Origin of the sequence: Pseudomonas asgharzadehiana, from assembly GCF_019139815.1 — a bacterium.
Taxonomy (GTDB): domain Bacteria; phylum Pseudomonadota; class Gammaproteobacteria; order Pseudomonadales; family Pseudomonadaceae; genus Aquipseudomonas; species Aquipseudomonas asgharzadehiana.
The window spans coordinates 3,866,803-3,890,649 of record NZ_CP077079.1 but is presented as its reverse complement, the minus strand read 5'-3'; the positions used below and the strand labels follow the sequence as shown (position 1 = coordinate 3,890,649).

Below are 23,847 nucleotides of genomic sequence, written 5' to 3'. Positions count from 1 at the left end.
CGCAAAGATCATAACAGACGCTCTGTAACAAGCTATGGCGAGAGTTTGACAGTGTGTTTCATTCGGGTATTATGGCGCCCGCTGAGACAGGATGGCCTACAATAATCCTGCAATGCACAAGGGAAATTGGCAGAGTGGTTGAATGCACCGGTCTTGAAAACCGGCGAACGTTAATAGCGTTCCCAGGGTTCGAATCCCTGGTTTCCCGCCAAACATGAAAGAGAAATCCCGCAAGCCAGGGGCTTTGCGGGATTTTTTTTGCCTGTGATTTGTGTTTCTACCCCCGTCTGTACCCCCGTTTGTGGCGGGATTGGCAGGGCCCGTGTGGGTCGGTATGGCGGAGGGGGGAGCAAAAAGTGACAGGCCGGCAGCAGTGCAACGGTTTAAGCCTGTGCGATAGGGCTGGTACTTCGACGAGTCTGTCAGCGCCAAATGTGTGGGCTGTCGACGTGCTTGGTGGCGCCCGAGAGCAGCCGTACTGGCGAACATGCACATGACTTCCTTGGCGCGTGGAAAGGCAAGCTGGTCTGCGATGACTTCGTGGGCTACAAGGCCAGCTTCGAGCTGGGTATCACCGAAATTGGCTGCATGTCCCACGCACGCCGTAAGTTCTTCGAACTGCAGGTGGCAAACAAAAGCCAACTGGCCGAACAGGCACTGCACTCAATCGGCGGTCTGTACGAGATCGAGCGGCAAGCCAAAGGCATGAACGATGAAGACTGCAGGCAATTACGTCAGAAGATAGCGGAGCCCATCGCAAAGAAACTGCATGAGTGGATGCTGGCTCAGCGCGAACTTGTGCCAGAAGGCTCGGCGACGGCCAAGGCTTTGGACTACAGCCTGAAACGCTGGGTAGCGATGATGCGCTATCTGGAGATGGTGCTGTGCCCATCGACAATAACCCGGTCGAAAACACGATCAGGCCATGGGCGCTCGGGCGCTCCAATTGGTTGTTCGCCGGATCTCTGCGCAGTGGCAAACGAGCGGCAGCGATCATGAGCTTGATCCAATCGGCACGCAGGAACTGGGGATGAACCGTATGCCTATCTCAAAGATGTGCTGATGCGGCTACCGACGCAGCGGGCCAGTGAGATCGGACGATTGCTGCCGCATCAGTGGGTACCGGTCTGACCTGTGTTACGTAAGTCAGGCTACAGCTTACAATTTGGTGTCTGCCAAGTCAGATGAAGTACTAGAGTGGCGAACAACGCGAAAGGCAGTCCGATTCCCAGCGATATTTTGTGAGCCAAAGTGCTCCTGCACCACCATGCTCAGGCAGCCCTGGACCGTGCTTGCAAGGCTGTGCAGGAAGGCGGGCCAAGCTGGGGAGAAGCTCACCTGGCCGCATGGGCGGAGACATTCCGAAAGTTCGGCGCCAAGCCGCAGCGTACGCCTTGTTCAGCTGAGGCGCTGCGTAAACGGGTTTTGCGTGACGGAAGCTTGCCTAGCCTGGATCCCATAGTCGATCCCTACAACGCAATCAGTATTGAGTGCGCCATCCCTGTTGGCGGGGAAAACATTGAAGCGTATGTGGGCTCCCCACGGCTGGTAGTCGCAGATGGCACCGAGCCTTTTGACACCATGAAAGAGGGAGCTCCTGCTTTCGAATATCCAGACCCCGGCGAGGTTGTCTGGCGCGATGACAAAGGCGTGACCTGCCGTCGCTGGAATTGGCGGCAAGGTGTCAGAACCCGTCTCGATGCTGACGCGAAGAGCATGTGGTTCATTTTGGAGAGTTTGCCGGCGATGCCGCTTGGAGCCTTGACGGAAGCGGGGGACAAGCTGATCGAAGGGTTGCAGCAAATGATGCCAGGCGTCCAGCATCGAATGCTCACTGATTGGTCCTGGGGCCAAATAGTCGACAAGCCACTGCAAGGAGTGATGACGATGTTCACCGGTCTTAGTGTATTTCCTAGGACGCCTATGGATGAGCAGGGTGTTGACGAAAATGCTATTACCCGTCTTGTGCCGCAACTGGTGGCGGCGAAAGTAGATTCCATCGGGGCGCTTGGGTCCACCGGAGCTTGCAAGGTGTCTAAACAATCCGGGGCGATTCAATGCGAGACGCGTTTGAAGTCAAAGTCGAACTCAGGCTGTTTCATTTCAGTTGCCCTACGCGAGCCGTGGCGTTGATGTCGTCCTTGAGCAGGGGTGGACGAAAAACTGTCATCACTGAGGTCGTGATAATGCTGAATATCTAGGCGTGTAAAGCATTGCTGGCTCAGAGCGTGCTAATTATGGCATATAGCCGCTATAGAAGATGGCGCTGGCCTAGCTGGTGCTCAATTACTTTGCAGATACCCAAGCCTAAAGGTATGGATGTCTAAAGCCAGGATTACCAATGTCACAGGGACTGTCAGCCAGTATCAAACTAAAATATTCCGCTTTTTTGGTTGCTGCTAAAGAAGGGATCCGCATCTTCCAATCTTTGTGCTCCGCGTCTTCGCCACCAGGGTCTTTTGAGCCACTCACACCAGTCCTCATCGATAGTGACCACTTTGATCGCTATGAGCGCGAATTGCTTGGCGCACTGGGAAAGGATGAGGTTCTGAACATCGCACTTACCGGTGGATATGGGGCAGGTAAGAGCAGTGTCCTGAAGACCTTTTTTGAGCGGCATCCAGAATTTCAAACGGCTTATGTTTCACTCGCAACTTTCAGCAAAGATGCACCTCCACCGTTGACGGTTTCGGACGCTGAACGCTCTGAGACTTCAGCCAGAAGCTCCCAGTCAGTAAAGGATTCCGGCGAGAGTAATACCTCAAGCGATTTGATCGCAAGGATCGAGGAAACGATTGTCCAGCAGCTGCTTTACGCCGTGCCAACTGCACGCGTACCCAAAACCAGGCTCAAGCGAATTGTCCAGACATCAGGGCGTAGCATTGCTAGGCGCACGACTTTTTGGGGAGTAATGCTCATTGCGTGCCTGCGGCTTTATGTCCCTACATTGAAGGAGGTACCTACTTTAGATCCTGCTTGGTTGCTGACGAGCCTGTTAATGATCCCGGGTTGGCTGGCAGTCTCGGTAACGGGGCTGGGTGGTTTGTATCTTCTGTACTCGGGACTCAAATTTCTATCTATGTTCAGTATCGACGGCTTAACCTTGAAGGGTGGAAAGCTCGAGGCCGTGAATCACGGATCCGTACTCCACAAGAACGTAGATGAAATTATCTATTGCTTTGAACGAAGCGATGTCCGCGTCGTGGTGATTGAGGATCTGGATCGTTTTGGAACTCAGGAAATATTTTTTCGCTTGCGCGAGATCAACTTCACTATCCGGCACTCGCCCCAAATAACTCGACCTGTTCACTTCATTTACGCTATTCGTGACGAGCTGTTTACCGTCACCGACAAGACGAAATTTTTTGATCTGATTATCCCGGTGATCCCTGTCGTCAATTCTGAAAACTCTAGGGAGAAGCTTCAAGAGCTCATGATGACTCGGGCTGTTGATGGCAAAAAGCTGGGTAATGATCTTGACCCAATTCTCGTGGAGACCGTCTGCTATTACATAGATGAGATGCGGCTGATAAAGAACATCGTCAATGAGTACGACATTTTTGCGAGCCTGCTGTCCCAGGGTGGCCTCAAGCTGGATCAAAACAAGTTGTTTGCCATCGTGGTGCTCAGGAACCTCTACCCGGAAGAATTTGCAGAGCTGGTTAAGCGGAGAGGGAAGGTGTACAGCTTGCTCACCGGATTGCCTGCTTGGGCTAACCAACCATCGCAGGCACTCGCTGAGCTCGAGCGATTAATCGAAGAAAAGTCCCAGCGTGAGCAACGCGGTGAAGAGCGCGTAATCGATCTTCGGTTAAGTGTCTGGTTCGAGGTGCTCAGGGCGAGCGGAATAGACAATGCAAATTACGTTTTAGTAAACGGTTCTGAGCGGGTAAGCCTCAACGAATTTCTACAGGACGACGTCTTCACTAGAATCTGTGAGGCTGAGCAACTCAAAGGCACCCTCTTTTCACAGTGGGCACATCACAACCCAGTAGGAAATATTGTTCGTCCAAATGACGCGCTTACACAGGCATCTTATCGTACGCGTCTCGCATGGATTCATCAGTCCATAAAGTCTATGGATGAGGCCATTGGGGCGGCAGAGAGGAAGCTCACCGAGATCAAGACGATTTCCTTCCGTGAAGCTGCCCGTGGTGATTATGGAGCAATCATTGACCAGCGGCTGGGAGGAATGGAGATCGTCGTTTACCTAATGCGCGCTGGCTACCTCGACACCGATTACACAGATTATCTTGGATTTTTCTACGAAGGCTCGCTGACTCGCGACGATCAGAATCTGATTCTCGCACTCAGGCGCCGTGCCACCCTCGACGTCGCCTCGCCAGTCCGGAATCCTGAGCGAGTGGCCGCCAAATTGGAACACGATGCTCTCGGGGATGGCAAAGGCATTATCGCTGACCTAATTGTCCAGCTCTCACTATCGGCGCAACTCACTGAGTTGTCCGACACAAGAACGCAAAAGCTGGATGTCATCCTGCAAAGCGGCCATCAGTATGCGGGCCGATTCGCTGAGGCTGTATCTATCATCCTGGCAGGGGATGCTAGGTTACCGCTCGTTCGCGCTGTGTATGCACTCGCCCCTGAGTTGTTCGCCGTGATCTTGAGCACTGAGCGATTCAAGGTGGCTGACGCTCGACAGGCTTTGGTGTGCGGGATCATGGACGCGTTGTCTCAACAACAACTTGAGGCTATGGCTTATCGGCAGCCGTTGCTTGAAGGTATTTCCACTCTCACAGGTGTTAACCACCTGATCACAGGTATGGCCTCGAACATCAATGGCTGGGCGTGGCTTCGCGGCGAGCCTGTTCGCTTCAATAGTCTCTCCGCAGAGGTTGGTGCGAGTACGCTGGAGCAATTGATTGGCTGGGGCTGCTTGCAACTTGTAGTGGTCTAATGAAACCGGACACCCATTTAGGCGAGAATGCTCGCCAGATCGAGGTGTCAGATGACCAAACAACGCCGCTCCTTTACTCCTGAATTCAAACGCGAGGCTGCCGACCTCGTGCTCAAACAAAACTACAGCTACATCGAAGCCAGCCGTTCACTCGGCATTGGTGAGTCGGCATTGCGCCGCTGGGTTGACCAGATTCAGAAAGAACATAAAGGCATCACCCCGCAGAGCAAGGCTCTGACTCCGGAACAGCAAAAAATTCAGGAGCTGGAAGCCCGGATTGCTCGGCTTGAGCGAGAGAAATCAATACTAAAAAAGGCTACCGCGCTCTTGATGTCGGAAGATCACGAGCGTTCGCGCTGATTGACCAGTTGAGTGCACATGAGCCGGTTGATTGGCTGTGCAAGGTGTTTGACGTCACGCGCTCGTGTTACTACGCCCAGCGCCTGCGGCGCCGCACGCCCGATGTTGAACGGCTTCGATTGCGAAGTCGCGTCAGTGAGCTGTTCTCGCAAAGTCGCAGCTCTGCGGGCAGTCGCAGCATCTTGTCGCTGATGCGTGAAGACGGTGAGCAACTCGGTCGATTCAAAGTGCGTAGCTTGATGCGCGAGCTTGATTTAGTCAGCAAACAACCTGGCTCCCATGCCTACAAACGAGCAACAGTAGAAAGACTGGATATCCCGAACACATTGAACCGCGAGTTCGACGTGCCAGCGCCCAATCAAGTCTGGTGCGGCGATATCACCTACATTTGGGCGCAAGGAAAGTGGCATTACCTGGCTGTCGTCCTGGATCTTTGTACGCGTCGGATCGTGGGCTGGGCGCTGTCGGAAAAGCCAGACGCTGAGCTGGTGATCAAAGCGCTGGATATGGCTTACGAGCAGCGTGGCAGGCCTTCGGATCTGCTATTCCACTCGGACCAGGGATCGCAATATGCAAGCCGACTCTTTCGCCAGCGGTTGTGGCGATACCGCATGCGCCAGAGCATGAGCCGACGAGGAAACTGCTGGGATAACGCACCGATGGAGCGCGTATTTCGCAGCTTGAAAACAGAATGGATACCGACCGTGGGCTATCGAACTGCGCAGGAAGCACAGCGCGATATCAGCCATTTTTTGATGCATCGCTATAACTGGATTAGGCCTCATCAATTCAACGATGGGTTGGCCCCAGCGCGGTCCGAGGAAAAACTTAACGTCGTGTCCGGGATTAGTTGACCACTACAGTCTATCAAGAATTAGTTATAAGGATAAGTAAAACGGAAATCTGTTTAACTATGAAAGTATTCGATCTAACTTGAATCCATCGATGAAATCATCACTATGGCCTTGGATTACCGCGATGCGGTGAAGTCCCTTGCGCACTAACAATTTATAGCCTTGAATATTAGGGCCGATAGCTAATAAATTTTTCTCTACGTTTTTGGGGTTTACATGGTATCCGATAACTCGACCTATTACAGTTAGATGGTCTCCTGTGATGAGTCGAGACTCTACAGATAGTTCGATGTTGGCTATTGCCTCAGATATTCCAGGCACGTTAGTGTGGGGGAGTTGTTGCTTGGTAAAGTTACATTCATGAAATTTATTTGCCGTCCTTCCGCTGAGTAAGCCACACTTCATGGCCTGCTCGGCCAGTGACTCTCCTGGAACCGCTAATACAAAATTTGAAGCGGACTTCATTAGTTCGTATGAAAAATTTTTCTTTTCGAATGATACGGCAATCATGGGTGGCTTATAAGAGCAAGTCATGGTGAAGCATAGCGCTATTATATTGAATTCACTTGGAGCGTCTGTGGGTATAATTCCAAGAAGCAATTTGCTAGGTTGGTACAGCGCTCTAAATTTATTTCTTTTTAGTTCTTGCATTTTGGTAGCTTCCCAGAAGAAAGGAAAATATTGGTGTGGCCGCCACTGAGCAAGTAATGTTAACGACGATATTGAGCCAGTAGGTTGGTTTTGTGTTATCGCTACCTATGGTTGTAATGGATTGCACAACCCACTGGGTAAATCCTAATTTATCTAGCCAAAGGGCAACGGCAGTAGCGAGTGCAAAGGCAGCAAGGCGCTGGCTGCGTTTTAATAATTTATCTTGGAGGTTGAATGTTTCATCGTGAATACGAATTTGCTGGCGGCTTGTGCTAACCTCCTCGGCAAGCTTTATATAAGCGCGTGTTAATGCAATGTCAGTTCGTATCGATTTTTTCTGAATGGCTTCAACGCTGATTGATGTTTCAATTTGTTTTAATAAAACAAGCAGGTCTAATGCCTTGTAAGTATCTGCTGAACTTGAATCAATCGAAGGAACTACCTTGGACTTGCGAACACCTGCTCGGCCCGAATGAGTTTTTTCTGGTTTTTTAGATAGCTTGATAAATTCGACTCTAGCTAAAGGCGCCCCCTGCTCCATCGAAAGTACGCGGCTTGAGTTATTTATAAGTGTAATTGAAATTTGGCCCTGGAAACCAGGATCAACGTAGGTGTTTTCAGCCGAAAATCCAGCTAAAAAAATCTGACCCACTGTATTCACTCGAGCATATACATTATGTGGTAATGAAAAATACTCCTTTGAAAAAACAAGTACTGTTTCGCCTGGGGCCACTGCAATGATGCCATTGTCAGGAGATCTATCAAGTCTTTCAACTTCTCCTGCGTTTGAATATTGTATTACTTGAAATCCTTTGTCGAGGACGATTTCATAAGTTGAATATTTAGCGCGTACTGCATCGGCGTGTTTAGAAAATAAAACATGCAGTGCTTTCTTGATATCTGTGTCAGTTAACATGCCAACTGGGTATGATTCGTCAAGCATATATTGATTCTTTATGGTTGCGTGTGTTTATGGGGCCTGTGCGCAAGTTTGGCATAAATTTGATAATTTGCGGGGTTTACTGGGCCGCATTTTCAAGGGAGGGGTGAATAATCGGTCCAATCCATGATAGGAGCGAGGGATTCGCTGGCACTTAGCGGCCTGTGCTGCATGGGAAAGGGATTCGAATACCTATTCCCAGACCGCTGAACGGGAAGCTTGATAGGACGAGCCGGATGGTTTCCCGACTGCAGGCCACGAAGCATAAAAAATCAATTCCGCAACGGAAATAGAACCTCCCGATTTCATAGGGCTCCAGCGAGGAAGAAATGTTGACGGTGCGGAATTGATATTGACATAACTTATTGAAAATATTGAGGATATTCGTGGATTGCAAATCAGCCTACGCTGGTACGATTCTGGCCTCGACCTCCACTCTTGAAAGACCGTAGATTAACGTCTACGGTCTTTCTATTCATTTAAACTCGTGAAGTGTTCCGCAACCGCGGTGTGAACTGCCCCCCTTAGGGGCTTAACGGTGGGGCAAAGGCGTATACAAGCTCAGTGCTTTTTCAACTCATCCAGAATCTTTTGAATCTGGAAATCTCCATCTGCTTTAATATCGTCAGCGGTTCCTAATATTTTGTCGGAACCCGCAAAAATAATATCGTATTTTTTTTCTTTGTTAGCTTTGAAGCTTACAGGCTCCCTGCCAATTTTTGCATGTAGATCTCCTACTTGGGAATCGAAGGCTATCAGTTCTTCAATCGATTGGGGCGCTCTAGAATGTTTGTAGAAAAAAGATGATGTTAAATTTTGTATGGATGCGCGGGTCGACATGTTTTTCTGAAAGTCTGTGATTCCATTGGCGAGCCCCAAATGATAGGTAAGTAATAATGAAATAAACATGAAATGACCCAGCGGTTGCGCGGATAAACAACCCTGAATTAATTTTGTGTTAGTTCGTTTGTTTTGGCTTTTCTTGCTTTCTATCCAGTCTTTATGAATCAATTGTTCAGTGAGAGTGTCGAATGCAAGCAGGATGATGAAGGCAAATCCCGCGTATGTGAGTCCTGCACCTAACTCAATTATAGCGTTGTTACTTAGCTTTAGCGCTGTGACAAATGTTCCGGCCGCTGTAAGGTAAGCCAGATCAAGCTTCTGGTAGACTCTAGAACTTTCCCTGAGTTCTAATAAGGTTTCAGAGTCAAAATACTCTGTAGTTGGAGAGGCTGGGTCGGATGCGCGCTTCATAGGTTTGATGATTTCCATATGCGTTGTGAGAAGGTTGCATTATATCCAGCAAACAAACGAGCGAACGTTGGACAACAAAAAAACCTGGTATGGCGCCGACTCATACCGAATATAAGCACAGGCATTGTACTGGTAGTGCCCTTGTCAGGCAGTAATTTCAACTTACTTAGAAATTGTTACAGCGCCAATGGATGGTAGCGAACTAGCCCGTAGGGCTGGGCGTTTGGGAAGAGCTTTCTCTTCCTTAGTAAGCATGCTCAGACCAAGCGCAACGATAATGGTAGACTAGCCTGCCGGGTCTGGGTTCGTTCTGGCGCAAAGAGCCCACCGGAGCGGGCCCTGCTGTGGGGAGCATTAAACATAAACGGCGTTATTTGCATCCTGCGTTCAGTCAATCTGTACTCAACGGCCGTAAAAGCCCCCTGAGGTCATACAGGAAAACAAAGCTTAACCTCCGGAGATCACGCCTTAGCGGTGAATCCTCCCTCACGTCGACAAGGATTCATCAACGGCCGCTCGGGTTCATAGTTACGTACTCCGTTCAAGGAAGTATCGAAGGCTACCTACACTGCGTTTGTGTTCTACGATGGATCTATGACAGTGCCGTCCTCGGTACGCGCTACCCACATACCGTTCTCAACGGTGAAATTGAAAGTCTCCATGGAATTTAAAGTCCACTGCCTCGGGCGACCCAGCCATTTTATATGTTCATCCTCAAAATTGGTGCTGAAATCGATCTCTCGCACGGTAAGTGACTCAGCTTGGCGTTCCGTAACTTCAATTGCACGGACATCGGAAAGCCGCAGACATGACTGTGCTACTAACGTTTGAATCGCAATGTTATCGGAGCGCGAGGTGTGTGCAACCGATGGATATACAACAGCTCCAAGAGGCCGCCCTTTAATCAGTTCAGGAAGGCCCAAGACGTTACCAGTTGACAATTTCTCGGTAATAGCGGCAGTCAATTTGTACTGTGCTGAAAATGTCTCATGAATAGGTTGAGCGAACCGCGTCTCAAAAAACGTTTCAATTTTTGAGAAAGCGAAGTCCTCCTCCATTCCCTCGCCTGCACCCGGTGGGATTCGAAAGTAAAAAAACTCTCGATCAACAATCCAGCTTGATAGATAAACTATATTGCCAACGTCCGCATTTAGTTCGGAGAATACTGCAGCGATATTGACGCTTGCATAGAACATTGGTTTACCGGGACCATTGCAACGTTGAAAATTGATCACAAGTTCAGCGGGTGGACTACCTAAATAACTCACTTCACTGGGCCGCTCGGAGTAAATCACCCCCCGATAAAGCGTGGTTCCTACAGGCACAGATTGCACCTGCATAGGAGTGCCCTTGATCAATATCCCCACCTGAGTCAGGAGATGCTTGTAATCGATGGTAGTCAGATCGGCACGGTTCAGTGCAGTGACTATTTCACGTATTTTGGTTGTGCTCGTGCGTTCAATAGTCATAGATCAGCATCATCAAAAAGGCGAGGTGGTAATCTTATGCTGGTTGGCTATATCAATGCCAATGTTCCTGTTCAGACTGTAACTCACTCGTAACTCCCTGCAACGAACGTTCACGAACCGTCATCCCACCACCTGCATCATCGTCCTATTTGGCAAGAGCAGTCGCCAAAAATATTCGCGAGCGTCTGTCCATGACCGAAGGTAGCCACAATATGGGCGAGCCGTTTGCAGCCAGATGAAATGCCCCCAAACACTCGGTCATTGGCTCTACTTTCCGCACCAAAATAGCGCGCCAGTCCCATGGTGGTCCCATGGCGCTATTTTTTGGACGTCAAAAACCACAAGAACCCCGGCTTTCTCTAGTAAAATCAGTGGTTTGCGTTTTCGTAATTTGGCGGTGAAGGAGAGATTCGAACCCTCATCACTTCAGGCGTCGACAGCGTCCGATTCAGCGCCTGCAATGACTGCTATTGGCCGAACCCGGCCATACGATTTGTCTCACGACTCGTGGGCTGTTGGTGGTTTTTGTTCGGTCGGCAGGACGCCGGGGGAGGGGCAAAAACAGTTCCCAAACCAAAACCGCACCCCTTGCAGAATACGGCCTGTAGGTTGGTTGGTCGATGCGAGTTAAGGAACGCCGACGACCACCAAGGTACCAGCCCGCTTTATTTTGCATAGCGGTCTTGAAAACCGGCGAACGTTAATAGCGTTCCCAGGGTTCGAATCCCTGGTTTCCCGCCAAGATTCAAACGAAAGCCCCGCAATGCGGGGCTTTTGTGTATCTGGGGTTTGGGTGGAGCACGACGGTTACTCCTAAATATATGAGAAGGCCCAATGCCTCTTGGTCCGAATGTCTGGCGGTAGTGGTACTGTCTACGCAGCCCCCCCCCTGGAGCCTGCTAGATGAATCGTCAACGTTCACCTCACCGCGCCGCAGCGTCTCTAGTCGCATCAAGCAATGGCAGCCCCGCCGCCCATCCCCCTATTTGGCATCGCGGCCCGGACTTACTGACCTTTGGCAGCACGGGTGCGGCCATTCTGGGTTTCTGCTTTGTGGTGCTTGGGTTGTTGCCGGGCTTAGTACTGATGATTTTGCTCCTTCTCGGGTTCGAAGCGATGCAAGGCGAACCGAGCAGCGATGAGTCGGGTCTCACAATGTCGACGCTCATTCTGGGGCTGATTGGTTGTGTTGTGCTCATGGGGCTGGTCTTCGCGTGGGTTTTCTCTGCGGCTAGAGTGCTGGCCTTCACATTCGATGAAAACCAACAACTGCTTACCCTCACTGTCACCCGTCGCGGCCGTAAACCAACCGAAGTGCAGGTGCCATTTGACGACATTATTTGTATTTGTCCTTACGTGTTAGCCAGTTATGACCGTGATGGCTATTTTAGCGTTGTGTGTCAGGGGCCGAGGGACAAGGAGTTCGTATATCGATTGGCTGAGGGAACTTCTCTGGAAGACATGGAGTTTCATGCCGCTTGGTTGCGAGGAATCATTGGCGTGCGGATGCAGGAACTACTGAATATGGACAAATGAACTACTACGCCGTCTGATACAGGCTATGCGGCACATAAAGTGGTGCTAGGGATCAGCGGAATATTCGACCGTAACGCCTCTTATGGGAAAGGCCTCGACTTTGGAACAGTACGCTTTGGTGGGGGAGACGCGACTGGAGCCTCTAAGGGGTTGGACGCACCTGCAGCTCGCATGTGCCATCAAGGAACGTCGTATCGAGCCACGACTCGGGTTCGCGACATCCCATGCTCAAGCGCTCTATCGCCTGTTAGATCGCTGAAATCTGCGCTTGGCTGATGCTGCTGAAACAGTAGATCCACTTTCTGACTGTCGGCACAGAACCGGCCAGGCTTACATTGGACAACTTCGCAATGAGCGGACCCATTCTCGAAGTACTCGACGGAGGGAAGCAGCCATCCGGCATCTACAAAAAGGCGGAGCGATTGAATCTGTTTTTTGCGTCTTCTTTAAGCTTGGTCAGGACTGATCACGGCATCAGGCGGGCTTCTGTCGATTCACTCTCGTAGGGTTTCTGGTGAGTAGTAGGCCGATTCAAGGGGGGCGCGCAGTTGATTGCGGTTGATCTACGTGATACATGACGTAGCGACTTACCGGAGGTGTGCCCAGGCGGAGCCAGGGTACGATCCAAAAAAGCATGTCAACACTGTTTCTACGGCGTGAAAATTGATTTTAAATCAGTTGTTACGACGTGTACGGCTAGAAAAATGATATTTAAGGGAATGAAATGAGCACATGGTTCAGTAATATCCAGCTTGGCTTTGATATGGCGACAAGCTTGACAATTGTAGGTGCGGCAATTACTTGGAGTGTTCGTCAAAAGAAACAAGCCGAAGCTGAAAAGATTCGTGGAATCAATCAGCACGCAAGATCAACAGGTCTTCAAAAAGTTCAAGATGTGCTTTTTGAAATAGAAGATAAGTATTCGATACTGGTTAGCAAGACACAAGCCTTTGAAAAAAGTATCGACCTGCGCGTGCTCTGGTCTAACGATGTATTGGACTTCACTCGCTTGAATAAAGCGATAAGAGATGACAGTAATTTTTTAGCAGCGTCGGTGGAGCGCTTGCAAGATATTCGTGAAGAGCTGGGCCAGTTTTATGAGCTGATACAGGTTAGACGCTACAGCTTGATTCCTCTCCTTGATGCTATTAAAGAGGGTGATAAATATATTGGCGTATTCAAACGTAATATTGATGAGGTTGGCGAAGCATATAATGAAATGGGCTCTGGCAATGTATCCCTGCTCAAAGAGCTTCACGCAATGATCACCTTGCTTAATAATGAATACGGCGATGAATTGATTGACGTGTCTGATGAGTTCGCAGCCGTTATATTTAATAAAATAGCTACCAATGAAAAAATATTAAACGCCATCAAATCCATTATCTTCGATGAATCCTATTTTTATTGGGTTCAAGAATTTGTCCCTGCGGGTAAAGAAAAGGATTTTTTAGAAAAGGTTGTTAGGCCGAAAGAAATCGAAGATATGGATTTGTGCTATAAGGTAACATACAATTTTATTGTGTGCCTGATTGAAAAGAATCATGAATTGCTTTCTCAAGTTCTCACAACCGCCTCAAGTTCAGTCATGCAAGCACGTATTGAATGTAAGGATATCTTAATTGCGCTCAGCGCAATCTCACACAAATTGGTAATGGACAATAACCACGAGACCTTGGAGCAAGTGATCGGAAAGTATGACGCCGAGCAATACTTCGGTAGGGACATCACTATCCGCTAAGTGGGACTGTTAATAGCGTTCCCTGGCTCCCCGCCAAGATTCAAACGAAAGCCCAACGAAAGCGGGGCTTTTGCGTTTCTCGTGTCCAAAACACGCGCGCAACTCAGGCAAAGGGAACGCTACCCAACTCTCCCTCCCTTGGACATATCAATCTCGAAAACCAATTCGTCAGCAAGCTTCTGAATGCTTGAATTGTCTGTCAGTTGGGCCAGGTTGATTCCCGTCGTGCAAAACATTGAGTCATGTTCGAGCTGTCGGACGAAGACGGTAGCGTTCCAGCCGTTGATCAGGATGCAATCGACCTGATGCCCCGGCAGGCTCCGCTGCAGATCTTCGGTCAGCGAGATTTTCTTCCAGCTGTGCATGATGACGTACTACTTCGGCCGTGATGTGCGATTGACAGGCGGCGGTTGAAAAAGTGCCAATTGGCCATCACTTTGCCGCTCAACGCTTAGATATCATCGTCCCGGCTCAATGCTGTCAGTGCAAACGGTGCGCCTTGAGCCTGACACAGCTGGGAATAGGTATTGGCCTGATGCCATAGAAAATCGCGGACAAAGAAAAGCCCGCGATGGGGGGGAGCGGGCTTAAAGGGATGTTCACTAGGAGCTGGAAATGACCATAAGCGCCCGGCTGTGAAAAGAATGTGAAAGAGCCACAGTCGCCAAGGCCGCCCCTCAAGCGTAAATCATCAACGGCTGCCGATACCCGCGATCCATCAGTGGTACTGTCTGCGCTGCAAACCCCGGAGCCCGTCAGATGGATCGTCAACGCCCACCTCGTCTTGTCGCAACGCCTTTAGCCGCGCCAAGCACCGAAACCGTTGCTACCCACCCACCTGTTTGGCATTACGGCCCGAGTATCCCGATCATTGGCGGCAATGGCTACGCAGTTTTTGGATTCTTCCTTGGGCTGCTTTTGCTTTTACCGGGCTATGGGTTGGCGATGTTGCTTGTGGGGATGGGCGATATACACGGTGAGCCCCCCAGCGCTGGATCGAAGCTCAGCGAGTCGTCGTTCATGCTGCTCATGCTGGGTGCTGCAGTGTTCATTGCCGCGATGTTTGCGTGGGTGACGTCTGAGCCTCAAGTGCAGGCGTTCACGTTCGACGAAAACCAGCAACTGCTCACCCTCACGGTCACGCGTCGTGGCCGCAAACCCATGGAAGTGCGTGTGCCTTTCGACCACATTCTTTCCATCCGCCCCTACGCGGTCGCCCTGTTTGACCACGATGGCCATTTTTACGTGACGTATAAGGGCCCCAAGGGCAAGGTGTTGGGATATCAAATGGGTGACGGGACTTCTCTGGCAGACATCGAGTTTCATGCCGCATGGTTGCGAGGAATGATAGGCGAACGTATGCAGGAACTGCTGAACCTGGACAAATGAAGACGGGCCCCGCCACGCCCGCAGCCCTTTCAAAGGCAGTTTCCCCTCCGGATCAGCAAAAAAGCTGAGCCACCGAAAGCAGGCAAATCACCTGGACAAACATTTGTGCTCGAATTGGATGTTTCATTGCCGTCACCTCATTTACAGCGGCTGCTGATAGTGCCGCGGGCGCTGCGAACCACCCGCAAGGCCACGTAAAAGTGAAAATGCCATCCTGGCTCGCCAACAACGCACGCAACTGAAGTATAGGCGCTGAAACGAATTCGTCACGCGGCGCTCTGGCAGGCACCTCTTACAACTATCTGCTGCTGTCTTTCGCACTTTTTTAGATTTATCCGCTCTATTTCTGTCCCAGCCCCACCGATTTCCCGCGTGGGCAGAAGAACAAGATCGGGTGCCGATGGATCGCACGTTTCCTTTTTTCCGAGTTCGCGCCAGGCGCCGGCTGTTGCTCCTGGCCGCTGCATTAGTGTTTTTTGCTACCGGCTGCACTCAGCAACAAGGCCGCGATATTGCCAAGCAGTTCACCAATGGCAAGCCCGACGAGTTCTTTCAAACCAGTGTCGATCGCATGGCCACGCTGGGCATGCGCGACAACCTGCAAAGCCTGTACGTGCTGATGAGCAAGCTTTACCTGCGTAACCCCAGCCAATGGCGGCAGTCGGGTTACCCGGATGCGGCGAGTGCCGAGCGGGAAATTCGCCAGGCGATCGAGCAGCGCCGGCCGCTGCCAGCCTTGGGTGAACGTCGCGACCTGGTGGCCTTGAGCTATTCCTTGAGCCCGGAATTCCAGGGCGATCGGGTCGGGGCGTTTATCTACGCGATCGGCAGCATGCTGGTGACCGCCCACGGTGGGCGCACCGAGTTCTATATGACCGACTCGATCAACCCGCAATTCGTCAGCAACGCCGCGCGCAATATCGAGAAGGCCACGTGGTTGCTCAGCAAGCGTCAGGATGCCAATGGGGTGCTGCTGTTGTTTTCCAACGAGATATCGGAGGAGGGCAGTAACCTCAGTTTTGCGGTGGAGTTCGGCAAGATTGTCGCGCGGCTCGACCTGTTGACGCAGATGCTTGACGAGCGCTACCGGCGCATTGGTCTCAATTATGCGCAAAGTCTGTTGCTGATGAATTTCCTTCCGGTGCAGTGAGCGCTATTGGCAACGCAAAGCGGCAGCACAGCTATCCGTACAGGTACAGCGTTTCGTTTTCCTCTGTAGGAAGTGGCCTATCTTGCCTTCCCTTGCTTGAATCGCCCCGGCGTCGGCAATAGCCTCGGACTTTTCTGAAAAATGAGGCCCTACCCTTGAGTAAGCAAAAAACGGTGTGGCCTACGGATCGCGAAATACGCCTGCGCTTTATTCTCTTCGCGGTAATCGAGACCGCCAGTGCCGAAGGCGTTGCTGCCGAATTGTTATTGCCTGCACACAAGCTGCTGCGCGCCTCGCCAAGCGAGCCGCAGTTGCTTGAGGCACTTGGGCAGATACTCGCGGCAGATGAGATGTATGGTTTCCGGTTTCCCGCGGGCTCGGAGGCGCACGAGCTGATGCAGGGGGTGGAGCTGCCCGGTTAGGTCAATCACTTGCTTGGGGTCAGTGGCGCCGGCGTGACCGTTCGTCGTCTATGCTCAGCTTGCCGGCCACCTGGCCGATGCAGTGATGACCACAGCAGGGACGCCACCATGTTCAATCGCCTCTTGAAGAAAAATCTACAGGACCAGGACGACGAGCTTTTTCATTTGCGACAGCTCGTTGCGCAATTTGACCGTGGCAGGCTTTCCATCGCCCTGGATGCGGAGTACCGCATTACGGCGGTCAATGACGCATTCGCGCGGGTGCTTGGTTATCCCCCAGAGCACTTGCAAGGTCGCTTGCTGGGTGAAGTCGTTCCCCCTTACGTCAAGGACTTGCCCTGCTTTCGCAATTTTCACGCAGCGGTTGAGCGCTTTGAACCGGTGACTGACGACTACCGCTATTTGCGCAGCGATGCCAGCCTGGCCTGGCTCAACCTGACCTGGTGCCCGATCAAAGGGCGTGACGGTCGGCTGTCGCATATCCAGGGCTACGGTGCCGATGTGAGCCGTGTCATTGAGCAATCCAAGGAAAACGAGGCGTTCATCAACGCGTTGATCCGCTCGACTGCCGTTATCCAGTTCAAACTGGATGGGACGGTGGTCACCGCCAATACTCAGTTCCTCGATGCCATGGGGTATAGCCTGGATCAGATCGTCGGCAAAAAACACAGCATGTTCTGCAGCCCGCAAGAGGCGGCATCGAGCGGCTACGTTGATTTCTGGCAGACCCTCAATCGTGGAGAGTTTGTCGCCAGCCGCTTCAAGCGGGTGGACAGCCGCGGTAACGATGTATGGCTCGAAGCCACTTACAACCCGGTGCACGACGCAGAAGGCAATCTGTGCAAAGTGGTGAAGTTTGCCAGTGTGGTCACCGGCCAGGTGTTGCGCGAGTCCGAGGTCAAGGCCGCGGCCGGGGTGGCTTACGAAGTGTCGCTGCAAACCGATGTCACGGCCGAGCGCGGCGCGGCCGTTGTACAGAACACGGTACAAACCATGCAAAACATTGCCGTGCAGATGCAATCGGCTACCGGCAGCATCGAAGCACTGGGTAAGCAGTCATTGCTGATCAGCGCGATTGTGCAGACCATCGGGGGTATCGCCGCCCAGACCAACCTGTTGGCGCTCAATGCGGCCATCGAGGCCGCCCGCGCCGGTGAACAGGGGCGGGGCTTTGCGGTCGTGGCCGATGAGGTCAGGCAGTTGGCTAGCCGAACCAGTACGGCAACCGAAGAGATTGTCAGCGTGGTCCAGCAAAACCAGCGTCTCGCCGACGAAGCTATTACCGAGATGTTCAGCAGCCGCGAGCAGGCAGAGCAAGGCTTGACCCTGGCCAACCAGGCCGGCGCGGTGATCACCGAGATCCAGGGGGGCGCCAAACAGGTGGTGAGCGCGGTCGGGCGCTTTGCCAATGAACTGCAATAACGTGCTGGGTTAGATCGTTTGTTTGCTTAAGGGGGGCTTCACAGTAGGGGCACTGTTTGTTTCGTCGGATATTGAGTGTGCATGCGCGGACTCGATGTAGGACTTAATAAAAAAGCAGCTTGGCGTTGGTGTAGAAAGAAGCGGGTCCGTTAACAAAGCGTGACTTGGTGGGCCGCGTTGGCTTCCCATCACTGTTCGCGTGGTGGGCCAGGCCCTTCATGCCCCCGACTCCCAAGGACCTGCCCATGCTGTTGCGCCAACCTCCGTTGCTGTTTGCCGCCCTGACCTTAAGTTCGCTGGTGCACGCCGAAGACGTGCAACTGGCGCCGCTCGAAGTCACCACGGCCGAGGCCAGTGCCGGCGAAGTGGCCCAGGCGCAGCTGAAGAACGTGCCCGGCGCCACCAATTACATCGACATGAGCAGCGTGCAGCAGGGGCGGGTGAGCACCAACGAAGATGTGTTCAAGTACCAGCCGGGGGTGTACGCCAAGGCGGCGAATAACGAAGGGGTGAAGTTGTCCATTCGCGGTTCGGGCCTGAACCGCAGCCCCGGCGCGCATGCTTCCGGGCTCTATGAGATGTTCGACGGCCTGCCCCTGACCGGGCCTGGCGGCACACCCTACGAACTCAAGGACCCACTGTGGCAGAGCCGCGTCGAAGTGCTGCGTGGCGCCAACGGTTTTGATCAGGGCGCGCTGGCCCTGGGCGGCGCGGTCAACTACGTGACCCGCACGGGTTACGACGCGCCCAAGCTGCAAGTGCGCTATGAGGCCGGCAGCCGTGGTTACGCCCAACGCGAAATCAGCTCGGGCCAGGTACTGGGGGATGCCGATTACTACATCAGCCTGACCGACTCGGAATCCGACGGTTATCAGCACCAGAGCGCCGCCACCGGCAAGGGCGTGGCCGCCAACTTCGGCTACCGCTTCAATCCGAATCTGGAAACCCGCTTCTATTTCCGTTACCGCGAGACGACCAACGACACCCCCGGCAAACTCACCCGCAGCCAGATCAGCCACGACCCGCGCGCAGCCAACAGCCTTAACGCCAGCCGTGACTCCAAGCGCCTGCAACCGGGATCGACCTGGATCGCCAATAAAACCACCCTGCAACTGGACGACAACTCGCGCCTTGAAGTCGGCCTGGCCTATCACGATTACCCGATGGACCTGCGCGAAGGCACCAACCGCCTTAAAGTCGCCTACACCGACCTCAGCGGCACCCTCAATTACATCCGCCAGGACATGTTGTTCGGCCACGACAGCAAAATCACCGTTGGCCTGCGCACCACCCAGGCGATGCCCAACAATGGCGCGTCGGAATATGTACGCGTACCTGCCGGCAACACCGTCACCTATGCCCCCGGCACCAAGACCCGCGACTACAGCTACCTGGGCTCCGACACCGTGCTGCACATCGGCAACGAGCTGGAACTGGTGCCGGACCTCTGGCTGACCACCGGCCTAGCCGCGATCTACACCCGCCGCGAAACCCAGGTCACGTACCCTCAAGGCCAGGCGCCGCTCAGCCAGCATGATTGGGACTACGCGCCGCGCATCGGCCTGCGGTATGACGTCAACCCGCAATTGCAGGTGTACGGCAACGTGAGCCGCTCGGTCGAGCCGCCGCATGCGTGGTCGATGATCTGGGGTTCCAACAAATACTTCGCCGGCGGTGCGGCCACGGGGTTGGCGCGAGAAGGTGTCAGTTTGAAAAACCAGACCGCCACCACCCTGGAAATCGGCGGGCGAGGAGAGGCATGGCTTGGCCAATGGGACCTGGCGCTGTACCGCTCCGAAGTACGTCACGAACTGCTCAGCGTGGAAACCCAGCCCCAGACCCCAACCAGCAATGCAATCATCGCCGAATCCAACGCCAGCCCCACCGTGCACCAGGGCGTTGAACTGGGCCTGCTCAGCCCGCTGTGGGACGGCGGCCACCGCGGCATACTCAACCTGCGCCAGGCCTACACCTACAGCGACTTCCACTACCGCGACGACGACCGTTTCGGCGGCAACGCCTTGCCCGGTATCCCCAAGCACTACTACCAGGCGCAACTGCGCTACGACCACCCGACGGGCTTCTACACCAGCCTCAATACCGAGCATGCTTCACGGGTGGCGGTGGACTACGCCAACTCCTACTACGCGGCGCCCTACACCGTTTATGGTGCGACGTTCGGTTACGACGCGCCCCAACAGGCCTGGCAAGCCTGGGTCGACCTGCGCAACCTTGCCAACCGCCGCTACGCCAACACCGTTACACCGGCTTACGACGACAAGGGCGCGGATTTAGCCCGTTCTACACCCGCGGAAGGTCGTGGCATCTACACCGGCGTGTCGTGGAGTTGGCGTTAATCCGGCCCTTGCCCCGTCATCGTTTTACTGGCATTGTTTGCGCAATTGGTAACATTTCCCATTTGAGAAATTTTTGCGCATGCATGACATTCCGGCCGCGCTGGGCGACTCCGTGCGCCAGCAGACCCTTACGGCGATGTACCGCGAGCACCACGGCTGGTTGCATGGCTGGCTGCGCAGAAAACTCGGGTGTTCCCAGCACGCCGCCGACCTGGCGCACGATGCGTTCATTCGTGTGCTGATGCTGGCCGAGCCACAACACATCCAGGAACCTCGGGCCTTCCTGGCCACCACGGCGGGGCGCCTGTTGATCGATGGCGCGCGTCGACGCCGTATCGAAAAAGCCTACATGCAAGCGCTGGCCATCCAGTGTGAAGACGCCGGCATGCCCGACCCGGCCGCGATCCACGTGGCGCTGCAAGCGTTGGAGCGTATCGCGGAAATGCTCGCCGGTTTGCCAGCCAAGGCCCGCGAGGCCTTCCTGTTAAGTCGCCTCGACGGGCTGACCTACAGCGAAATCGCCAGCCGCCTGGGCGTGTCCTCCGGCACCGTCAAAAACTATATTTCCAGCGCCCTGGTGCACTGTTACCACAGCCTGCATGCGGCCGACCCGCTGTGATGAGTTCCGAACAGATCATTGAGCAAGCGGCGAATTGGCTGACACGCCTGCACGACGAAGACGTCACGGAAGCCGAGCGCCAGGCCTTCAACACCTGGTGCCAGGCCGACCCGCGTCACGCGGTGGCAATTGAACGCATGCGCGGCCTTTGGTGCAGCCTCGATACCTTGCCCGCGCAGCCGACGCGCGTGGCCCTGAATCGCGCGTTTAGCGCGCAACGCCCACGCAGTGCCCAAGTGTTGGGCTTGCTTGGCGTGTTGCTGTGCGGTTGGTGGGGCCTGGAGCACCTGCCGGTGTGGATGGCCGACCAGCGTACCGGCGTCGGCGAGCGTCGGCAGATCGCCCTCGAAGACGGCAGCCAATTGCAGCTCAACAGCAACTCTGCAGTGGATGTGCAATTCGACGGCCACCAACGGGTCCTCCAATTGCTGCAAGGCGAACTCTGGGTGGACGTGGCCAAGGATGCCCAGCGGCCGTTCGTGGTTCGCACCGACCAGGGCACGGCGACCGCGCTGGGTACGCGTTATCTGGTCAAGCGCGCGGCAGACGGCAGCACGGTGGTCACGGTGATCGAGTCCACCGTGGCGGTCAAAGGTCAAGCGCAGGACGCAGTCAAGGTCACCGCCGGCCAGCGCGCCGTGCTCAAGGATGGCCACGCCATGCCCGCGCAAAACACCGGCAATGCCGACCCGGACGCCTGGACCCGTGGCCTGCTCAAGGTCAACGACCAGCCCCTGAGCGAGGTCTTGCAGACGCTGGCCAGCTACCGTCACGGGGTGGTGCGCTTCGACTCCCAGGCCTTGGGCGATCTGCGTGTGTCCGGCGTGTTCAAGCTGGACGACACGGCGGCGGCGCTGGCGGCCCTGGCGGATAACCTGCCGATCCAGGTGGAGTACTTCACCGACCTGCTGGTGGTGGTCAAGCCGCGCTAACCTTGGCGCAACCGCTTGTACAAGGTGTTGCGACTCACCCCCAACTCGCGCGCCAGGTGGGAGATATTCCCGCCCGCCGCCTTCAGGCGCTCGTTCAGGTCGATGCTGTCATCCAGGTATTCACTGGCAGTTGGCGGCGGGGCCACATTCAAGTCCACAAAAAAATCATCCGGCAGATGCTCCGGGCGGATCGGTTGTTCCTCGGCCATTGCCAGCGCCACCTGCAGCACGCTGCTGACCTGGCGCAAATTCCCCGGCCATGGATGCTGTTCAAAAAGCGCCAGCACCTCGCTGCTCAGGCCGGCCCATTGGGTCGGTTCGCGGTGTTGCTGCCACAGTTGCTGAAACAGCGCCTGCTTGTCGCTGCGCTCGCGCAAGGGCGGCAACTCCAGCGTCAGGCCGCCGATGCGGTAGTACAAGTCTTCACGGAAGCGCCCGGCCTGCACCCATTCGCGCAGGGCGCGGTTGGTGGCCGAAATAATGCGCAGGTCCACCGCAAACAACTCGCTGCTCCCCACCGGTTGCACGCAACGCTCCTGCAATACGCGCAGCAAGCGGGCCTGGGTCGGCAGCGGCATATCGCCGATCTCGTCGAGAAACAATGTGCCCTTGTCGGCCTTGCGGATCAGGCCGATGCTGCCTTTTTGGTTGGCACCGGTGAACGCACCTTTTTCATAGCCGAACAGTTCCGATTCCACCAGTTCTGCGGGAATCGCCGCACAGTTCACCGCGATAAAGGCCTGCCGGCTGCGGGAACTGGCTTGGTGCAGGGCTTTGACGAACACCTCTTTGCCCACGCCGGTTTCGCCGTGGATCAGCAGCGGGATGTCTTTTTCCAGCAGGCGCTCGGCCTGACGCACGGCTTTTTCCACGCGAACATCGCCGAAATGCAGGGTCTTGAGGCCAATCGCCGCTGGTTTTGGCGCAGCAGGCTCGCTGAATACCCGCGCCTGCACCGGCATTTGCTGGGGGCGTTTCAACACGCACTGGAACCGATTGCGTCCCGCCGCCTGCAACGAAAACGGCAAGCCTTCCGGCTGGTTGAGCAACTCCAGCAATGACACCTTGAATAAACTGTCGATCATCACCCGCGACAGACTGATGCCCAGCAGGTTGTCGGCGCGCCGGTTGGCCGACAGCACCTGGCCGCTTTCATCGAAGATCAACAGGCCGGCCCACTGGCTGTCGAGGTTGCTCAAGCCGGTGTTGAAGGTCAGTTGAAAATGCTCGTCGCGAAACAGGTTGAGGATCAGCCGGTTTTCCACGGTCTGGCTCATCATCTTGACCATGCCCAGGGTGTGGGAGGGCGGCAGGTAGCTGTCGCTGGACACATCCAGCACCGCAATGATTTCACGTTGCGCATCGAAGATCGGCGCCGCCGAGCCGGTCATGAAGCGGTTGGCCTTGAGGAAGTGTTCGTCGTGTTCGATATGCACTGCCTGGGCGCAGGCCAGTGCGGTGCCGATCGCGTTGGTGCCGCTGCAGCGCTCCTTCCAGCTGGCGCCGGCGCTGAAGCCACGGGCCAGTTTAGGCTCGATAAAGCGTTGAGTGCCCCACGACGTCAGCACCTGGCCCTGATTGTCGGCCAGCATGATCAGGCAATTGGAATTACTGAGGATGTTCTCGTAGTAGGGCAGCACCTCCTGGTGGGTGGTCTGCACCAGGGAGTGCTGGCTTTCCAGCAATTGGCTGATGCCCTCGGCCGGCAACTGGTCGAAGCTGGGCGTGCTCTGGTGGTCCAGGCCAAACGCGCGGCAACGGCGCCAGGAGTCCTGAATGATGATGTCGTGGGGCAGCGGTTCGGCCATGGTGACCTTCTTTTTATTGTTATGGGGC

Annotated in this window: 17 protein-coding genes, 1 tRNA gene and 2 pseudogenes; 14 read left to right on the top strand and 6 right to left on the bottom strand. The window is 54.2% G+C overall.

Annotated elements, in window-relative coordinates; all coding sequences use genetic code 11:
• Window positions 1-120 precede the first annotated feature (120 nt).
• The 5 genes and pseudogenes from KSS96_RS17530 to KSS96_RS17505 all read left to right on the top strand — a co-directional run bounded on the left by KSS96_RS17530 (window position 121) and on the right by KSS96_RS17505 (window position 6,129).
• A tRNA-Ser gene (locus tag KSS96_RS17530) sits at window positions 121-211 on the top strand.
• Between the two features lie 260 nt (window positions 212-471).
• Window positions 472-1,131 (top strand): annotated as a pseudogene (gene tnpC / locus KSS96_RS17525) (IS66 family transposase); the annotation flags it as partial.
• Between the two features lie 138 nt (window positions 1,132-1,269).
• Window positions 1,270-1,858, top strand: a pseudogene (locus KSS96_RS17520) (B3/B4 domain-containing protein); the annotation flags it as partial.
• A gap of 483 nt (window positions 1,859-2,341) precedes the next feature.
• A complete protein-coding gene (locus KSS96_RS17510; protein ID WP_217855153.1) occupies window positions 2,342-4,915 on the top strand; it encodes a YobI family P-loop NTPase in 2,574 nt (857 codons plus the stop codon).
• A gap of 51 nt (window positions 4,916-4,966) precedes the next feature.
• Window positions 4,967-6,129 (top strand): IS3 family transposase gene (locus KSS96_RS17505; RefSeq protein ID WP_217854995.1). Its coding sequence is split into 2 segments (ribosomal slippage): window positions 4,967-5,222 and window positions 5,222-6,129, totalling 1,164 coding nucleotides; the frame shifts between segments, so codons are not numbered across the junction.
• Window positions 6,130-6,186: 57 nt separating this feature from the next.
• Here KSS96_RS17505 and KSS96_RS17500 read toward each other — a convergent pair.
• The 4 genes from KSS96_RS17500 to KSS96_RS17485 form a co-directional block, all read right to left on the bottom strand.
• Window positions 6,187-6,780 (bottom strand): flavin reductase family protein, encoded by a 594-nt coding sequence (locus KSS96_RS17500; RefSeq protein ID WP_217855151.1) that lies wholly within the window; start codon window positions 6,778-6,780, stop codon window positions 6,187-6,189.
• Window positions 6,758-7,723, bottom strand: coding sequence for a dCTP deaminase domain-containing protein (locus KSS96_RS17495; protein WP_217855149.1), 966 nt, complete (start codon window positions 7,721-7,723; stop codon window positions 6,758-6,760). Before KSS96_RS17495 ends, KSS96_RS17500 begins: the two co-directional genes overlap by 23 nt.
• Before the next feature lie 558 nt (window positions 7,724-8,281).
• Window positions 8,282-8,974, bottom strand: a complete 693-nt coding sequence (locus KSS96_RS17490; RefSeq protein WP_217855147.1) for a hypothetical protein — start codon at window positions 8,972-8,974, stop codon at window positions 8,282-8,284.
• 581 nt (window positions 8,975-9,555) lie between these two features.
• Window positions 9,556-10,443 carry a hypothetical protein gene (locus tag KSS96_RS17485; protein ID WP_068937025.1) on the bottom strand — a complete coding sequence of 296 codons (888 nt, stop codon included), beginning with the start codon at window positions 10,441-10,443 and terminating at the stop codon, window positions 9,556-9,558.
• A gap of 903 nt (window positions 10,444-11,346) precedes the next feature.
• Between KSS96_RS17485 and KSS96_RS17480 the strand changes: the two genes are divergently transcribed.
• Both KSS96_RS17480 and KSS96_RS17475 read left to right on the top strand, forming a co-directional pair.
• Window positions 11,347-11,979: an ABC transporter permease gene (locus KSS96_RS17480; RefSeq protein ID WP_065877392.1), complete on the top strand. Its 633-nt coding sequence runs from the start codon at window positions 11,347-11,349 to the stop codon at window positions 11,977-11,979.
• Window positions 11,980-12,703: 724 nt separating this feature from the next.
• Window positions 12,704-13,720 carry a hypothetical protein gene (locus KSS96_RS17475; RefSeq protein WP_068937024.1) on the top strand — a complete coding sequence of 339 codons (1,017 nt, stop codon included), beginning with the start codon at window positions 12,704-12,706 and terminating at the stop codon, window positions 13,718-13,720.
• Between the two features lie 119 nt (window positions 13,721-13,839).
• Here KSS96_RS17475 and KSS96_RS17470 read toward each other — a convergent pair whose 3' ends face one another.
• Window positions 13,840-14,085, bottom strand: a complete 246-nt coding sequence (locus KSS96_RS17470; RefSeq protein ID WP_017527230.1) for a hypothetical protein — start codon at window positions 14,083-14,085, stop codon at window positions 13,840-13,842.
• Window positions 14,086-14,479: 394 nt separating this feature from the next.
• Between KSS96_RS17470 and KSS96_RS17465 the strand changes: the two genes are divergently transcribed.
• From KSS96_RS17465 to KSS96_RS17435, 7 genes are all read left to right on the top strand, one after another.
• Window positions 14,480-15,109, top strand: a complete 630-nt coding sequence (locus tag KSS96_RS17465) for a hypothetical protein (protein ID WP_017527231.1) — start codon at window positions 14,480-14,482, stop codon at window positions 15,107-15,109.
• A 400-nt stretch (window positions 15,110-15,509) separates the two neighbouring features.
• Entirely contained in the window at window positions 15,510-16,259 is a 750-nt protein-coding gene (locus KSS96_RS17460; protein WP_217855145.1) for a hypothetical protein, read from the top strand.
• A 155-nt stretch (window positions 16,260-16,414) separates the two neighbouring features.
• Window positions 16,415-16,681 (top strand): hypothetical protein, encoded by a 267-nt coding sequence (locus KSS96_RS17455; protein WP_065877386.1) that lies wholly within the window; start codon window positions 16,415-16,417, stop codon window positions 16,679-16,681.
• 108 nt (window positions 16,682-16,789) lie between these two features.
• Window positions 16,790-18,103: a methyl-accepting chemotaxis protein gene (locus tag KSS96_RS17450; protein ID WP_068937022.1), complete on the top strand. Its 1,314-nt coding sequence runs from the start codon at window positions 16,790-16,792 to the stop codon at window positions 18,101-18,103.
• Window positions 18,104-18,348: 245 nt separating this feature from the next.
• Entirely contained in the window at window positions 18,349-20,460 is a 2,112-nt protein-coding gene (locus KSS96_RS17445) for a TonB-dependent receptor family protein (protein ID WP_217856489.1), read from the top strand.
• A 79-nt stretch (window positions 20,461-20,539) separates the two neighbouring features.
• Complete coding sequence (locus KSS96_RS17440) at window positions 20,540-21,079, top strand: sigma-70 family RNA polymerase sigma factor (protein ID WP_017527236.1); 540 nt, start codon at window positions 20,540-20,542, stop codon at window positions 21,077-21,079.
• The gene (locus KSS96_RS17435; RefSeq protein ID WP_217855143.1) at window positions 21,079-22,011 is read left to right on the top strand and encodes a FecR family protein; all 933 of its coding nucleotides are present in this window, start codon (window positions 21,079-21,081) and stop codon (window positions 22,009-22,011) included. The genes KSS96_RS17440 and KSS96_RS17435 overlap by 1 nt, the downstream gene beginning before the upstream one ends.
• Here KSS96_RS17435 and KSS96_RS17430 read toward each other — a convergent pair.
• Entirely contained in the window at window positions 22,008-23,819 is a 1,812-nt protein-coding gene (locus tag KSS96_RS17430) for a sigma-54-dependent Fis family transcriptional regulator (RefSeq protein ID WP_017527238.1), read from the bottom strand. The genes KSS96_RS17435 and KSS96_RS17430 overlap by 4 nt on opposite strands.
• Between the last annotated feature and the right edge of the window lie 28 nt (window positions 23,820-23,847).

Bases quoted from the DNA above. Each gene is read 5' to 3' on its own strand.
- KSS96_RS17470 (WP_017527230.1), bottom strand. From the start codon at position 14,085: ATGCACAGCTGGAAGAAAATCTCGCTGACCGAAGATCTGCAGCGGAGC.
- KSS96_RS17450 (WP_068937022.1), top strand. From the start codon at position 16,790: ATGTTCAATCGCCTCTTGAAGAAAAATCTACAGGACCAGGACGACGAG.
- KSS96_RS17500 (WP_217855151.1), bottom strand. From the start codon at position 6,780: ATGCAAGAACTAAAAAGAAATAAATTTAGAGCGCTGTACCAACCTAGC.
- KSS96_RS17485 (WP_068937025.1), bottom strand. From the start codon at position 10,443: ATGACTATTGAACGCACGAGCACAACCAAAATACGTGAAATAGTCACT.
- KSS96_RS17495 (WP_217855149.1), bottom strand. From the start codon at position 7,723: ATGCTTGACGAATCATACCCAGTTGGCATGTTAACTGACACAGATATC.
- KSS96_RS17435 (WP_217855143.1), top strand. From the start codon at position 21,079: ATGAGTTCCGAACAGATCATTGAGCAAGCGGCGAATTGGCTGACACGC.
- KSS96_RS17490 (WP_217855147.1), bottom strand. From the start codon at position 8,974: ATGAAGCGCGCATCCGACCCAGCCTCTCCAACTACAGAGTATTTTGAC.
- KSS96_RS17445 (WP_217856489.1), top strand. From the start codon at position 18,349: ATGCTGTTGCGCCAACCTCCGTTGCTGTTTGCCGCCCTGACCTTAAGT.
- KSS96_RS17440 (WP_017527236.1), top strand. From the start codon at position 20,540: ATGCATGACATTCCGGCCGCGCTGGGCGACTCCGTGCGCCAGCAGACC.
- KSS96_RS17460 (WP_217855145.1), top strand. From the start codon at position 15,510: ATGGATCGCACGTTTCCTTTTTTCCGAGTTCGCGCCAGGCGCCGGCTG.
- KSS96_RS17480 (WP_065877392.1), top strand. From the start codon at position 11,347: ATGAATCGTCAACGTTCACCTCACCGCGCCGCAGCGTCTCTAGTCGCA.
- KSS96_RS17465 (WP_017527231.1), top strand. From the start codon at position 14,480: ATGGATCGTCAACGCCCACCTCGTCTTGTCGCAACGCCTTTAGCCGCG.
- KSS96_RS17430 (WP_017527238.1), bottom strand. From the start codon at position 23,819: ATGGCCGAACCGCTGCCCCACGACATCATCATTCAGGACTCCTGGCGC.
- KSS96_RS17510 (WP_217855153.1), top strand. From the start codon at position 2,342: ATGTCACAGGGACTGTCAGCCAGTATCAAACTAAAATATTCCGCTTTT.
- KSS96_RS17475 (WP_068937024.1), top strand. From the start codon at position 12,704: ATGAGCACATGGTTCAGTAATATCCAGCTTGGCTTTGATATGGCGACA.